This window comes from Nonomuraea lactucae (assembly GCF_003313395.1).
In the GTDB taxonomy this organism is placed as follows: Bacteria; Actinomycetota; Actinomycetes; order Streptosporangiales; family Streptosporangiaceae; genus Nonomuraea; species Nonomuraea lactucae.
Map to the genome: position 1 here is coordinate 1 of NZ_QNFZ01000241.1, position 13,837 is coordinate 13,837.

Annotated in this window: 13 protein-coding genes; 9 read left to right on the top strand and 4 right to left on the bottom strand. The window is 72.0% G+C overall.

From position 1 onward, the window contains the following. On the bottom strand, positions 1-1,492 hold a 1,492-nt coding region (locus tag DQW85_RS15045; RefSeq protein ID WP_240197192.1), incomplete at its 3' end, for a condensation domain-containing protein. 524 nt (positions 1,493-2,016) lie between these two features. Here DQW85_RS15045 and DQW85_RS15050 point away from each other — a divergent pair. The 9 genes from DQW85_RS15050 to DQW85_RS15085 are packed head-to-tail and all read left to right on the top strand — an operon-like array spanning position 2,017 to position 11,279. Continuing rightward, positions 2,017-2,274: an acyl carrier protein gene (locus DQW85_RS15050; protein WP_113700933.1), complete on the top strand. Its 258-nt coding sequence runs from the start codon at positions 2,017-2,019 to the stop codon at positions 2,272-2,274. After that, positions 2,271-3,662 carry an aminotransferase class III-fold pyridoxal phosphate-dependent enzyme gene (locus DQW85_RS15055; protein ID WP_205315140.1) on the top strand — a complete coding sequence of 464 codons (1,392 nt, stop codon included), beginning with the start codon at positions 2,271-2,273 and terminating at the stop codon, positions 3,660-3,662. The genes DQW85_RS15050 and DQW85_RS15055 overlap by 4 nt, the downstream gene beginning before the upstream one ends. Next, entirely contained in the window at positions 3,659-4,096 is a 438-nt protein-coding gene (locus DQW85_RS15060; RefSeq protein WP_205315141.1) for an acyl-CoA thioesterase, read from the top strand. Before DQW85_RS15055 ends, DQW85_RS15060 begins: the two co-directional genes overlap by 4 nt. Beyond that, positions 4,080-4,574 carry a 3-hydroxyacyl-ACP dehydratase FabZ family protein gene (locus DQW85_RS15065; protein ID WP_113700935.1) on the top strand — a complete coding sequence of 165 codons (495 nt, stop codon included), beginning with the start codon at positions 4,080-4,082 and terminating at the stop codon, positions 4,572-4,574. The genes DQW85_RS15060 and DQW85_RS15065 overlap by 17 nt, the downstream gene beginning before the upstream one ends. Next, complete coding sequence (locus tag DQW85_RS15070; protein WP_162795001.1) at positions 4,571-5,698, top strand: beta-ketoacyl-[acyl-carrier-protein] synthase family protein; 1,128 nt, start codon at positions 4,571-4,573, stop codon at positions 5,696-5,698. The genes DQW85_RS15065 and DQW85_RS15070 overlap by 4 nt, the downstream gene beginning before the upstream one ends. After that, on the top strand, positions 5,695-6,216 hold the full coding sequence (locus DQW85_RS44495) for a coronafacic acid synthetase (protein ID WP_162795002.1): 522 nt from the start codon (positions 5,695-5,697) through the stop codon (positions 6,214-6,216). The genes DQW85_RS15070 and DQW85_RS44495 overlap by 4 nt, the downstream gene beginning before the upstream one ends. Next, a complete protein-coding gene (locus DQW85_RS15075) occupies positions 6,213-7,598 on the top strand; it encodes a class I adenylate-forming enzyme family protein (protein ID WP_162795003.1) in 1,386 nt (461 codons plus the stop codon). Before DQW85_RS44495 ends, DQW85_RS15075 begins: the two co-directional genes overlap by 4 nt. A gap of 37 nt (positions 7,599-7,635) precedes the next feature. Further along, positions 7,636-9,192 carry an amino acid adenylation domain-containing protein gene (locus tag DQW85_RS15080; RefSeq protein ID WP_162795004.1) on the top strand — a complete coding sequence of 519 codons (1,557 nt, stop codon included), beginning with the start codon at positions 7,636-7,638 and terminating at the stop codon, positions 9,190-9,192. 8 nt (positions 9,193-9,200) lie between these two features. After that, positions 9,201-11,279 carry a phosphocholine-specific phospholipase C gene (locus DQW85_RS15085; protein WP_113700939.1) on the top strand — a complete coding sequence of 693 codons (2,079 nt, stop codon included), beginning with the start codon at positions 9,201-9,203 and terminating at the stop codon, positions 11,277-11,279. Positions 11,280-11,316: 37 nt separating this feature from the next. Here DQW85_RS15085 and DQW85_RS15090 read toward each other — a convergent pair whose 3' ends face one another. The 3 genes from DQW85_RS15090 to DQW85_RS15100 form a co-directional block, all read right to left on the bottom strand. Then, positions 11,317-11,574, bottom strand: a complete 258-nt coding sequence (locus DQW85_RS15090) for an acyl carrier protein (RefSeq protein WP_113700940.1) — start codon at positions 11,572-11,574, stop codon at positions 11,317-11,319. After that, positions 11,571-12,344: a class I SAM-dependent methyltransferase gene (locus DQW85_RS15095; protein WP_113700941.1), complete on the bottom strand. Its 774-nt coding sequence runs from the start codon at positions 12,342-12,344 to the stop codon at positions 11,571-11,573. Before DQW85_RS15095 ends, DQW85_RS15090 begins: the two co-directional genes overlap by 4 nt. Then, on the bottom strand, positions 12,341-13,837 hold a 1,497-nt coding region (locus tag DQW85_RS15100; protein WP_162795005.1), incomplete at its 5' end, for a non-ribosomal peptide synthetase. The genes DQW85_RS15095 and DQW85_RS15100, both read right to left, overlap by 4 nt.

Consider the following 13,837-nt stretch of genomic DNA (forward strand, 5'->3'; position numbering starts at 1 on the left):
CCCGCTCGCGGACCTCGCCGAAGGTACGGGTGACGCCGTCGGCGCGGACGGCGAGGGCGTCCGGCGCGTCCGCCGCCCGGCTCGCGAACCCCTCGTGGACGAGCGCGGCTCCGGCGACCGGAGGCGCGGCGTTCCACTGCCCGAGGATCGTTCGCCGCTCGGCGTCGGCGAGCACCGGCAGCGAGCGCAGCGGCACGCCGGGATCGGCCACGCCCGCGGCCAGCACCCGGTGGAAGCGGTCAGCCAGCGCGCTGATCGTGGTCGCGTGGAAGAGGTCGGTGCTGTACGTGATCGAGAGCTGGAAGTCGTCGCGGCCCGCGGCGGTTCTCACGATCATGAGATCGAGGTCCACCTTGGCGGCCGACGGCATGACGTCGACGAGCGTCGCGGCCAGGCCAGGCAGGCGGGGATCGGCCAGCGGCGTCGACTCGAAGGTGAAGTACGTCTGCACCAGCGGCGTGTGGCTGGGACCGCGATCCGGGGCCAGCAGCTCGACCAGTTTCTCGAAGGGGACCTCCTGATGGCCGAGCAGGTCCAGCACACGCCGGTGGACGCGCCGCGCCAGCTCGCCGAACGCGGGATCGCCGGAGAGATCGGCGCGCACGGGGAGCGTGTTGACGAAGAAGCCGATCAGCGGGTCGAGCTCGGCGGAGAGCCGGCCGTTCACCGGGGTGCCGATCAGCAGGTCCCGGCTGCCGGTGAGCCGGCCGAGCAGCGCCGCGTACGCGGCGAGCGTCAGCGCGAACGGCGTCACCCGCAGCCGTCTGGCCAGCGCGAACGCCTCGGTCATGAGTGGCCCCGGCAGGAGGTGCGTGCACGTGGCCCCGGCAGGGCCGCGTGAGGGGGGATGCGGCCGGTCGGTGGGGAGCGGGAGGAGCGTCGGGGCGCCGTCGAGCTGCTCCCCCCACCAGGCGAGGCCGTCGGTGTCGGCCGGCCGGCCGCGCTGCCAGGCCGCGTAGTCGGCGAACTGCACAGGCAGGGGCGGCAGGTCGGCCTCTTCCGCGTACGCCCCCGCGAGCTCGTCGAAGAGCAGGTGGATGGACGGCCCGTCGCAGACGAGCTGGTGCATGACGATGCCGAGCACGTGCCGGCCGGCAGCGAGCCGGATCAGCCGGGTGCGGATCAGCGGGCCGGCCACGAGATCGAACGGCTCGTCGGCCCAGCGCTGGAGCAGCCGCGCGGCCAGCGCCTCGCCGCGCCCCGGCGACTCGTGGCTCAGATCGGTGAGCGGCAGATCCGGCTCGGCTCGCGGGCCGATCCGCTGGTCCGGCTCTTGCGCCGGGGCCTGGGGGAACGTCGTCCGCAGGATCTCGTGCCTGGCCACCACCCGGCCGATCGCCCGCTTCAGCCGGAGGACGTCCAGGTCGCCGTCGAGCCGCACACCCACCGGCACGTTGTAGGCGGCGGTACCCGGCATGGTCTGCTCCACCAGCCAGAGCGCCCGCTGCGCGATGGACATGGGCGTCCGGTCGCCGGTTCGCTTCACCACCATGTGAGGCCGGACTCGGGTGATCTTCTGGTGCACGTGGCATCCCCGATCGAGACGTTTCTGTTCGCATAAAGCGCGGAACCTTGTATCAGGCGCGTGATGCGTGCGCGAATTCGCGGTCGCGCCCATATGAAAGACGCGACGTCGCGATGTCGAAGAAGGGTGACCGATGATGATCGACTGGATCCGGCGGAGGACGTTACCAGACGGATCCGTGTTCGGGAACGCGCATTTGTGTTAAGTGAACCGCGGCTTACCGGAAGCGGTCGGCGGAGTTAATCGATTTTTTCTGCCGAGCCAGGGGTTGACATCGGACTGGCCCGATTCGTAGCTTGTGATCACGTGGGACGCGGCCTGGCCTGCCGGCGAAGTCGTCGTCATACACCCATAGAAGCCCATCTCAGCAGCTGCTCGCTGCTCCATGCGCGCATTCGCGGGCAAGGGTGCGGTTCGACGAAAATCCCCATCCTCCGCCTTTTACTGTTCTGCGAATCCACGGCAAATGTGCCGTGTAAAAGGAGTGCCACGTGGACGAAATTCAGGAAACCATCAAGTCGACTCTCGTGGGCGACCTGTTCGTCGAGGTCACCGAGGGCGAGATAAACCTCGACGACAGCCTGCGGGACATCTTCGGACTGGACTCGCTGGGATTCGCGGAACTGCGTGTCCAGTGCGAGGACAAGTTCGGCGTCCAGATCTCGGACCAGCACTTCACCCCCGACCACTTCGCCAGCATCCGGTCGCTGTCCGCTCTCGTACGCGAACTGAAGGCAGCGGGAGGTTGAGCGCCACCCGCTCTCCCGGCCTCCTCGCCGCCTGGTCGGCCGACGCCCTGCACATGGATCACTATGGCGGCGGGCGGATGCCGTTCGGCTGCGTCGGCGCGGAGGGGATCGTGCAGCGGCTCGTCGAACTGGCGGGCCCGGACGCGGGACGGCAGATCAGCGTGCTGGACGCCGGCGGCGGGTACGCGAGCGCCTGCCTGGGCGCCGGGTCGCCGGTGGTCGGCGCCGCGCTGACCCGTGCGGTGCTGGAGGCCGGATACGTCACCGACGAGGTCGCCTCCCTCGAGCGATCCCGCCTGCTCGACCGGCTGTTCACGCCCGGCGGCCTGTTCGCGGGGCAGTTCACACCCGGCGAGTACCACGTCAGCGGGCGCAACTCCGGCTCCGAGGGCATGGAGCTGGCGCTGCGGCTGGCACTGGAGTCCCGCTTCGACCGCCGCCGGCTGCGCGCAGTCCCCGGGCGTGCCGACCGCGACGTCATCCTCGCCTTCGAAGGGGCCTGGCACGGCTGGACCGGCGGCCTGCTGCCGCTGCTGAACCGGCGGCACTACCGCGTCGGACTGCCCGCCCCAGCCGCATCGGGGCCGTTCGGCCTGGTCACCGAGCACATCCCGTTCGGCGACATCGACATCGCCAAGGAATACTTCGCCCGCACGGGCCACCGGCTGCTCGCCGTCGTCGTCGAACCCGTCCAGGGCGACGCGGGCGTCCTCGTACCACCGCGCGGCTACCTTCGGGAGCTCGCCCGGCTGTGCGCTGACAGCGGCGCCCTGCTCGTGGCCGACGAGATCCTCACCTTCGCCAAGACGGGCCGCTTCTTCGCCATGGCGGACCACGAGGGGCCGATCCCCACCGACGTCACCGTCATCGGCAAGAGTCTCGGCATGGGGGCGCTGTCCACCTCGATGGTGATCGCGCGCCGCGAGCTCACCGTGCGCGGTTCGGGTGCGGTCGCGACCTCCGATCTCCGCCCCATCACCTGCGCCGTGATCAGGTCCGGGCTGGATCACATCCACGAACAGGGGCTCCTGGAAAGGTCGCGCGCCCTCGGTCAGCGCCTCGGGCCCTTGCTCGGCCGGGAGCTGGTCGGCCGGTTCCCCGACCTGTACAAGCAGGCCAGGGGCGTCGGCCTCATGCACGGCGTCGAGCTGACGGAACGCGCCGCCGGCCGGCTCCACGACCTGCGCGTTCACCTGATCAGGAGCGGCGTGTACGTCGAGTTCATGGCCGGCGCCGGCCGGCGCTCGCACGGCCTGCCATACGTGTTCCCCACCATGCGGATCGCCCCGCCTCTCGTCGCCACGGCCGGCGACATCGAAGCGATCGTGGCAGGGCTGGCCGAGGGCTCGCGGTCCTTCCTCGGCTCCGCGGCGTGGGGCGCGCGATGACCATGCTCACTACGATGCTCGCGGTGAGCCGCCGGGTGGAGCACGTCGACACCGACGCGTCGGGAGTCGTGCACTTCGCCCGCTATCCCTCCCTGCTGGAGACCGCCGCCCTGGAGAACCTGGACCGTCTCGGCGTCGGGTTGGCGGTCCTCTCCGAGGCCGGCCTCGACCTCGCGGTGACCGAGCTCGCCGTCCGCTACCTAACGCCGGCCCGGTTCCTCGACCGCGTGAGCGTCGAGATCGGGGTCGAGCACGTCGGCGCGGTGCGGTTCCGGCTGTCCGGCGCCGTGCTGCGCGCCCCCGACGCCACGCCACTGGTCACCGGGACCCTCACCTTCTGCGCGGTCGACCGCGCGACAGGCGCCGCGTCGGCCCTGCCCGGACGCCTCAAAGACCTCTTGAAGGAGTGCCGCCACCATGCAGCAGCCGGCTGACCTCGCACCCGCGCCGCGCAGGACGATGGGATTCACCGAGATCAAGGAGTGGCTCCGCCACCGGCATCCCATGCTCTACCTCGACCGGGTCCTCGACTACGAACCGGGCGCCTGTCTGACCAGCAGCATGTTCGTCTCCGGCAACATGGACGCCGTCGCCGGCCACTTCCCCGAGCGGGCCATCTTCCCCGCCAGCCACCTGACCCAGGCCTTCGCGCAGTCCGGCATCATCCTGTACCAGCTCAGCACCTCCCGGCTCACCGACGACGAGTTGACCTTGATCGGCTCGATGAAGTCGCGGTTCACGCGCATCGTGGTGCCCGGCGACCAGGTGATCTTCGAGGTGAGAAGCGACCGGATCCAGGACACCACGTTCTTCTTCTCCGGCCGGGCGACGGTCGAGGGCAGGCCGGTGGCGGTGCTCAAGGGCACTCTCGTACGGGTCAAGGTGGCGGATCTGGGCGAGCAACTGTGGTGAGCGACGGCGTCGAGGTCCGGGTCACCGGAATGGCATGGAGCACGGCGCTCGGCTCCGGGCTCGACGAGGTGTGGCGGGCCCTGCTCGCCGGGGACAGCGGAATCGCCGACGTGCCGAGCGAGCATCCGCTGCGCAACGGCCGGGCGGCGGCGCTGCCCGGCCTTCCCCTGGACAAGGATCCGGTGGAGCGCCAGGTTTCGCTGGCCAGGGGCACGCTGGCCGCGGCCCTCCGCGACGCCGGGCTAAGCGCCGCCGGTTCCCGGCCCCGGCCGGTGCTCGGCACCAGCTACGGCCCGCACCTGGACACCGGCGATGTGAGCCTCCTGGACGGCTGGAGTCGCGACGCGGTGCGCGGGCTCGGCCCGCTGAAGACGCCGGTTCCCGTCACCACCGCGTGTTCCTCCGGCTCCGACAGCCTGATGGTGGGCGCGGAGCTGATCCGTTCCGGCGAGGAGGACATCTGCGTGTGCGGGGCGGCGGACATCCTCACCCCGGCCAAGAGGCTGGGGCACTCCGCCTTGGGGACCATGTCCCCGACCACGTTGCGTGCCTTCGACGCCGGCCGCGACGGGACACTGCTCGGTGAAGGCGCCGCCTTCCTCGTGCTGGAGTCCGGCGACTCGGCGGTGGCGCGCGGCGCGCCGTCGTACGGCCGGTTGGCGGGTGCGGCCTCGTCCAACGACGCCGCCGGCCTCGCCGCGCCGGACATGTCGGGCGACGGCGTGGTACGCGCCGTGGCAGGCGCGCTGCGGGCCGCCGGCCGGGACGCGGGCGACGTCGCGGTGATCAACGCGCACGGATCCGGCACGCCCGCCAACGACCTCGTCGAGTGCCGCGCCTACGGACGCGTCTTCGCGGGACCCGCGCGGCCCGTCGTGTTCGCCACCAAGGGGGCCTTCGGGCACACGCTCGGCGCCACGGGAGCGATCGAGGCAGTCGCGCTGCTCCTCGCGCTGCGCGACGGCGTCGTCCCGCCCGTCCACGGCCTCGCCGCGGCCATGCCCGGCTTCCCCCTGCCCCTGCCGGCAGGTGCCGCAGCACGATTCGACGGCGACCTCGGGCTCAGCGTGACGCTGGGTTTCGGCGGCTTCAACACCTGCCTCGCCTTCGAGGGGGCGCCGTGAACTTCACCGGGCTCGCCACGGTGGCGCGGGGTGAGGCGTACCGTCCCGAGCTGACCACCGTCCGCGGCTCGATCCCGAACCTCTACGCGGACCCCGTCGCCTGGCTCGTGGCCGACGCGGTGCGAGACGCCCTGACCGCCTGCCCCGGGGACGTGGCCGCCGCGCGCGACGACGTCGGCACCATCCTCGTCAGCGCGCACTGCACGCGGCACACGATGCGGGCGGTCGCCGGCTCCGCGGCCGGGGGCAGGGTGTCCCCGCTGCGCTTCGCCGGGGCGAGCCCGGGCACCGCCGGCAGCCTCGCCTGCATCGTGCACGGATTCAGGGGACCCGCGCTGACGTTGTCGACCGGGGCCCGCGACGGGTTGCCCACCGCCCGTGTGCTCGCCCGGTCCTGGCTCCGCTCGGGCGCGGCGGCGTACGTCATCGTGAGCGTCCACGGCGTGGACGCGCAGGGCGGTCACCGGGTGCGCAGCGTGGTGCTCGCCGCCGAACCCGAATCGCCGGTGAGCCGGTGAGCGGGCAGGCGGGCGGCATCCCCGGGGTGGACCACGTCGAAGGGTTCCTGGCGAACACCGTCGAAGCCGACCGGACCGAGCGGGCAGCGCCGCTGTCCGAGGCGGTGAACCGGCTGGCCGAGCTCGGCCTCGTCCCCGGATCGCCGGTCCTGATCGCGATGCCCAACGGGAAGGCTCTGCTCACGCTCTTCTTCGCCGTCCTGCACGCGGGGGGAGTGCCGGTTCCGCTGGCCCCCGCGTCCGGTGCCGCGCGCGTGACCGAGATCGCCCGCCGGCTCGGCGCCGCCGCCTTGATCGCACCCAGGATCGCGCCGGAGCGCTACGGCGGGCGGCGCGCCCACACCACCGGCGACGCCGAGGTGCTGTTCTTCCCATGGCCCGAACGGCGACGTCATTCCGCTGGCGAGGTCATCCTGATGACGTCCGGCACGTCGGGCCTCGCCAGCGGCTGCCTGCACGGCATCGGGGCACTGCTGGCGAACGCCCGCCGGCACGCGGACGCGATCGGCCAGCGGCAGGACGACACGGTGCTGGTCAACCTGCCGCTGCACTACTCCTACGCCCTGGTCGCCCAGGCCATGGCCGCGCTGGTGAAGGGATCCCGGCTGGTGGTGTCCGGCCCGCCCTTCACGGCGGGCGCCTACCACCGGGTGCTGCGCGGGCACGACGTCGGGATCTCCTCGCTGACCCCCACCCTGGCCGCCGGGCTGGCGGAGTCGGGCTTCGAGCCGCCGAAGGCGCTGCGGGTCCTGACCGTGGGCGGCGCCACGCTCCATCCCCGGCACGTGACCGGGCTGCTCTCACCCGGGAGGCGGCTCTACCTGACCTACGGGCTCACCGAGGCGGGCCCGCGGGTCGCCACGCTGGCGGCTCACGAGGAGCCGCCGCACCGGTACGCCTCGGTGGGCCTGCCACTGCCCGGGGTGCGGACCCGCCTGCGTCCGCCCGGGTTCGGCGACGGTTCGGGCGAACTGCTGGTGGAGTCGGAGACGGTGCTGCGCCGGCGGGTGCCGGAAGGCGGGCCGGACCCGCTGGTGGCGCCGGGCACCGTCGCCACCGGCGACGTCTTCGAGATCGACCGGGACGGCTACCACTACTTCAGGGGCCGCCTGGCCGACTCCGTGGTCGTCAACGGGGAGAAGGTCTGGCTGCCCTCGATCAGGGAGATCGCATCGTCTATCCCAGGAGTGCGCCGCTCCGCGACCCGGGTGCACCGGGCCGCGAACGGTGAATGCCACTACGACCTGGACGTGTACGTGCGTGATCCGGGCCCGCGTCGTGTCGCCGAGATCGAGCGCGCACTGGCCCGGCTGCTGCTGCGGGGTGAGCGGCCGCGCCACATCACGCTCCACCCGGCGTCGGAAGACGGCTGGCACAAGTGACAGGAGGCACCGGATGACGGGTGACAGGAGGCACCGGATGACGGGCCACAGGCGAACGGATGACGGCCTTCCCCCGGCGCTCCGCGCCGTCGCGGAACGCGTGCGGGCGGCACCGGACGCACCGGCCGTGTCGGCTCCCGGAGACGCCGTGACGTACCAGGAGCTCTGGGACAGATCCTCGCGGGTCGCGCAGCGGGTCGTCCACCTGGGCGCCGGCTCGGGCGGCAGGGTCGGGCTCCACCTGGAGCGCTCGAGCGACCTGATCGCCGCGATCCTGGGGGTCATGCGTGCCGGCGGCGTCGCCGTTCCGCTGGACGTGAGCTACCCCCGCGACCGGCTGCGCTTCATGTGCGACGACGCCGGGGTCGAGCTGGTGATCGGGCACGCGGAGCCGCTGGACCGGCTGGGATACCGGAGGGCGGTGGCCGGCGACGGCTCGATGATCTTCGCTGCTCTCTCCGGAGAGTCGCCGCCGCCGGCAGGGGCGCCCGGGGATGACCTGGCGTACATCGTCTACACCTCGGGCTCGACGGGACGCCCCAAGGGCGTGCTCTACGAGCACCACAACCTCGCCAACCTGATCGCCTGGCAGATCGCGACCAGCGGGTGCGGGCACGGCGACCGCACCCTGCAGTTCTCGCCCGCCTCGTTCGACGTGATCTTCCAGGAGACCCTGACCACGCTGGGCGAGGGCGGCACCCTGGTGTGCTGCACGGAGGACGAGCGGCTCGACCCCCAGGCGTTGTGGGATCTGATCGCCCGCGAGCGTGTCAACAGGCTGTTCCTGCCGTTCGTCATGCTCCAGTCACTGGCGTTGTTCGCCCAGGACGCCTCGCCCGGCGCGCATCCGCTGCTGGAGATCCTGACCACCGGGGAGCAGATGCAGATCGGCGACCAGATCCGCGCGCTCTTCGACAGGCTGCCCGGCTGTCGCCTGGTCAACCAGTGGGGGACGACGGAGACGCACGTCGCGACCTGGCACCCGCTGCTCGCGGACGTGTCCTCGTGGCCCGCACTGCCGCCGATCGGTACGCCGATCAGCGGCACCCGGGTGCACGTGTGTGACGAGGACGGCCATCCGGTTCCCGACGGCGAGGTCGGCGAGTTGTGGATCGCCGGCGACTGTGTCGGCCCCGGATACCTGAACCTGCCCGACCTGACGGCACGGGCCTACGTGCCCGATCCGGTGGATCCCGCCGTGCGCGCCTACCGTACGGGAGATCTCGGGCGGGTCGGCGCGGACGGCCGGCTGGAGTGCCTCGGCCGCGAGGACACGCAGGTCAAGGTCCGTGGCTTCCGGGTCGAGCTGGGGGAGATCGAGGCTCTGATCAAGTCCATGCCGGCCGTCGCGGAAGCGGTGGTCACCGTGGCCGGCCACGGTGCGGAGGGCCGGCGGCTGCTCGCGTACGTGGTGGCGAGACCCGGGCAGTTCGACCCGGCCGAGGCGGCGGCGTTGTTGCGCGGCAGGCTGCCCGAGCACATGGTGCCGGCCGGCATCGAGCTGGTCCCGTCGCTGCCCAGGACTCCGAGCGGCAAGCTGGACCGCCGAGCGGTGTCGGCGCTCGCGACAAGCACGTATTCGCATAGATCGTGAGGTTCACCATGTCCCAAGGTCCGTCCCGCCGGAACTTTCTCGCCCTGGGCGCGGGCGTCGTCGGCGGCACCGTGGCGGGTTCGCTCCTGCCGCCATCCGTGCACCGCGCGCTGGCGATGCCCGTTCCCCAGGGTGGCCTGTCCGCCGTCAAGCACGCGGTCTTCCTCATGCAGGAGAACCGGTCCTTCGACCACTATTTCGGCACCATGCGGGGTGTGCGGGGGTTCGGCGACCGCAACGCGATCACCCTCAGGAACGGCAAGCCCGTCTTCGAGCAGCCGCACGGCGCGGGCGGCGTGCTGCCGTTCCCGGTGCGCGAGGCGGCCGACCAGGTCGGCAGGGACCTGCAGTGGATCACCGCGCTCCCGCACGGCTGGAACGACGGCCAGCAGGCCGCCGCCAAGGGCTGGAACGACGGCTGGATCCCCGCCAAGACCCCGGCGACCATGACGTACTACCGGCGCGAGGACATCCCGCTCCAGTACGAGCTGGCCGACACCTTCACCATCTGCGACGGCTACCACTGCTCCGTGCTGTCGTCGACCAGCCCGAACCGGAACTACCACGTCTCGGGCCACACCGGCTACGAGCCCGGCACCAGCAGGCGGGCCGTCGACAACGCCGCCTACGACGAGGACACCCACGCCGGCTACACCTGGGCGAACGCGGGGGAGATCCTGCAGGCCGCGGGGCGCACGTGGAAGGTCTACCAGGAGTGGGACAACTACCAGGACAACAACCTGGAGTTCTTCGCCCGCTTCCGGCAGATCGCCCGCAAGGCGCTCCAGGGCGACCACAGGAGCATGGACGCCTTCTACGGCGCTCTCGTCCGCGCCCCGGAGGCCGAGCGGCAGCGGCTGCTCGCCCGCCTGGACGAGGGGGTGGCGCAGCTGACCGCGCAGGAGCGGGAGCTGTTCGACCGGGCGCTGCGCCGCGCCCCGGCCAAGCAGCTCGTGGCGTCGTTACGGGCGGACATCGAGGCGGGCAGGCTGCCCGAGGTGAGCTACATCGTCCCGTCGGCGGCCGACTCCGAACACCCGAGCGCCTCCTCGCCCATCCAGAGCGCCCAGATCACCTACGACCTCCTCGACGCCATCGCCTCCCACCCGGAGATCTGGCAGTCGACCGTGCTGTTCATCACCTACGACGAGAACGACGGCTTCTTCGACCACGTCCCGCCGCCGCTGCCCCCGGCCGACCAGGCGGACGACCACTACGGCGGCCACCCGATCGGGCTCGGCGTCCGGGTGCCGATGACCGTCGTCTCCCCGTGGACCGCGGGCGGGTACGTCTGCTCGGAGATCTTCGACCACACGTCCACGGTCCTGTTCCTGGAGCGCTGGCTGGGCGTGCGCTTCCCCGACATCACGCCGTGGCGCCGCGCGGTCGCGGGCGACCTCACCTCCGCCTTCGACTTCTCCGGAACGGCGTCGCCGCCCGCCCCGGCCAGGCCCGCCCCGGTCCCCTCCTTCACCGGCCGCTGGCGGCCCGCGCCCCCGGCCGAGCAGGCGATGCCGGTCCAGGAGGAGGGCGGCAAGCCCGCCCGCGCCCTGCCGTACCAGCCGGACGCCTGGGCCCGCGTCAGGCGCGACACCCTGGAGCTGACCCTCGCCAACAGCGGCCGGAAGAGCGTGCACCTGGCGCTCTACCCGTACGCGGGCGAGTTCGAGCAGCCGCTCCAGTTCGACGTGCTCGGCACCGCCACCCGCCGGATCCCGCTCCGGAGCGACGCCTACCGGCTGGTGCTGACCGGGCCGAACGGCTTCCGCCGCGAGTTCGCCGGGTCGCGGCGGAGCAGGGCCGCGGGCGTGCAGGTGACGAGCGCGATCGCCGTCCACCCCCGGGAGCTCTGCCTGAAGATCGTCAACCGGGGCGGAGCGCGGGTCCGCCTCAAGGTGCGGGCGCTAGCCTACGGCGACAAGGAGCGGACCGTGGTTCTCCATCCGGGCCGCGCCAAGGACGTGGTCTGGCCGCTGGAGGACTCCCAGGGCTGGTACGACGTGGAGATCGGCTGCGCCGACGACCCGGCGTTCACCCGCCGCCTGATGGGCCACGTCGAGAACGGCCGGCCGAGCGTCACCGGCTGATCGGCTCGACGGCCACCCAACGCCGGTCGCGCGGGTCTCATGTGCGGCCGGCCGCGGCGAGCAGCGACTCCACGTAGCGCAGAAGATCTCCGACGCGCTCGAAGCGCCGGTAGTCGAGCCGCTCGTCGTCGAACTCGACGCCGAACTCGTTCTCCACCCGCAGCACCAGCTCGATGAAGCTCAGCGAGTCGTAGCCGAGGTCCACGAGGGTGCCGCCGGGCCCCACGCCGTCGAGCTCGGCGCGGTGTGCCCGGATACAGGCCAGCAGGCGGGTCTCCACAGCGGCCGGCTTCACGTCCGCGTCCCCTTCCTCGCGGCGACCGCGAAGCCGCGCCCGCCGGCGTAGTCCACATCGATCTCCACATCACGGAAGCCGCAGGCCGCCAGCATCAGCCGTACCTCGGAGCAGAACAGGTAGCGGAACTTCACGACGACGCCGGTGGTCTCGACGATCTCGCCGTCCTCGACGCGCGAGTAGGTGACCCGCCACTCCTGGACCTGCGAATGGCTGTCGTTGGAGAAGGAGATCTCCATGAGGTAGGTCTCTCCCGACGGCGTCCGGAACCGGCTGTACTCGGTCAGGCCTCCCTGAGCGATCACGTCGTACCGTGGCTGGAAGAAGTCGGTGAGGAGCACGCCCCCCGCCGCCAGGTTCCGGTGGCAGCTCCTGAGCAGCGCCAGTTGCGCGTCGGCGTCGGGGATGGCGATCAGTATGCCCTCGGGCATCACGATCGTGTCGTAGGGTCCGGGCCCCTGATAGGTCAGGGCGTCGGCGAAAATCTGGTTGACCCGGCCCGCGACCTGCTCGCTCTCCTGGGCGAGCTTGCCCGCCAGCACCTTGTGCATCGAGGATGAGTTGTCGACGCTGTCCAGCGTGTGGCCCGCGCGGGCCAACGGGATGGTGAGCATGCCGGTCGCCGACCCGAACTCCAGGATCGGGGCGCCCGGCTCGCGGAGCCGCTCGAAATAGAAGGCGTTGAACCGGTCCAGCTCCCGCATCCTGCCCTGCCCGAAGTACGGGGAGCTGTCATAGACGCCGGAGAGGAAGTCCTCGTAGTAGGTCACAGGGCACCTCGCCCGGCCGCGTCGACGAGCCGGCTGAGCCGCCTGACGGTGAGGTCCTCGAAGACCTCGGCCAGCGGGAGCTCGTAGTCGAACATCTCCTCCACCTTCGCGATCAGCAGCATGATCGAGAGCGAGTCACCGCCGCTGTCGACGAACGCGTCGTCCACACCGAGCGCCTGATCGCCGAGCAGTTCCCGCCACAGCGCCAGGAGACGGCCGGTCGGGGAGCCCTCCTCGGGGCCGGCGCCCACATCGGGACGCGCCGGCTCGGCGTCCCCGTCGGGGGGCGCCGGGACGAGCGAGGCCAGCTGCCGCCGATCGGTCTTCCCGTTCACGTTGACGGGCCAGTACGGCACGCGGACCCACCCGGCCGGGACCATGGAGGCCGGCACCCGCTCCGCCAGGTACCGCCGCAGCGCCGCCCCGTCCGGCGCCTCCGGGCCACCGTAGTAGGCGACGAGCCGGCCCTCCGGCTCCAGCTCCACCGCGCACCGGCTCACGTCCGGGTGCCGCAGGATCACGCGCTCGACCCCGTCCAGCTCCACGCGGACGCCACCGAGCTTCACCTGCCGGTCGCTCCGGCCGGCGAACTCCAGGTTCCCGTCCGGCAGGACGCGGACGAGGTCGCCCGTCCGGTAGGCCACGGGACGCCCCCGCGCCTCCAGCGGATGCGGCCGGAAGACCTGATCGGTGAGGGTCGAGCGCCCGTGGTAGCCGAGGGTGCCGAAAAGGGTCTCGATGACGAGCTCCCCGCCGGGCAGCACCGTGATCGCGGTGTCCCTGATGGGCCTGCCGATGGGGACGGCCGCGCGCCCGGCATCAGCGGCCGAGACGCGGTAACAGAGTTTCGCCAGCGTCGTCTCGGTCGGGCCGTAGAGGTTGACCAGCTGGACGCGGTCGCCGAACGCCGCGTACCAGGGGAGCAGGTCCTTGCCGAAGAGCTGCTCCCCGGCGATCGCGACGTGCCTGAGCCGGGGGAACCCGCCGCTGCCCGGCAGGGCCCGGCACAGGTTCCGGAAGACCGTCGGCGTGCAGTGCAGCAGCTCGACCTCCGCTCGCTCGATCCAGCGGCTCAGCTCGAACGGCGACAGCACCGTCTCCCCGCCGTCGGGGACGCAGATCGTACCCGCGGTGAGCAGAGCCGCGAACACGTCACGCAGGTACGGATCGTGCGACGGCGACGTCAGCTGCGCCACTCGCGTCCCCGCACGGAGGCCGAGCTCCTCGATCTCCCACTCCACGAAGTGGAACAGTGAGTCGCAACGGCCGAGGATCGGCTTGGGCTCGCCGCCCGTCCCGGTGGAGAAGTACAGGTAGGCGGCGTCCGTACTGGCGTAGGGGTGCGGGGCGAGCCGCTCACGGCGGTCACCGGCGGCCAGGCAGTCGCGCGACAGCTCGACCGCCACCGGTGCGGCGCCCTCCAGCCGCCGCCCGGCCGGCTCGATGATCAGGCAGGCCAGGCCGGCCGCGCGGGCGAGGTCCGCCAGGTGCCG

What these genes read in the sequence shown, in the direction of transcription:
- DQW85_RS15065 (WP_113700935.1), top strand. Translation starts at nt 4,080, where the DNA reads ATGCAGCAGCCGGCTGACCTCGCACCCGCGCCGCGCAGGACGATGGGA.
- DQW85_RS15085 (WP_113700939.1), top strand. Translation starts at nt 9,201, where the DNA reads ATGTCCCAAGGTCCGTCCCGCCGGAACTTTCTCGCCCTGGGCGCGGGC.
- DQW85_RS15080 (WP_162795004.1), top strand. Translation starts at nt 7,636, where the DNA reads ATGACGGGCCACAGGCGAACGGATGACGGCCTTCCCCCGGCGCTCCGC.
- DQW85_RS15060 (WP_205315141.1), top strand. Translation starts at nt 3,659, where the DNA reads ATGACCATGCTCACTACGATGCTCGCGGTGAGCCGCCGGGTGGAGCAC.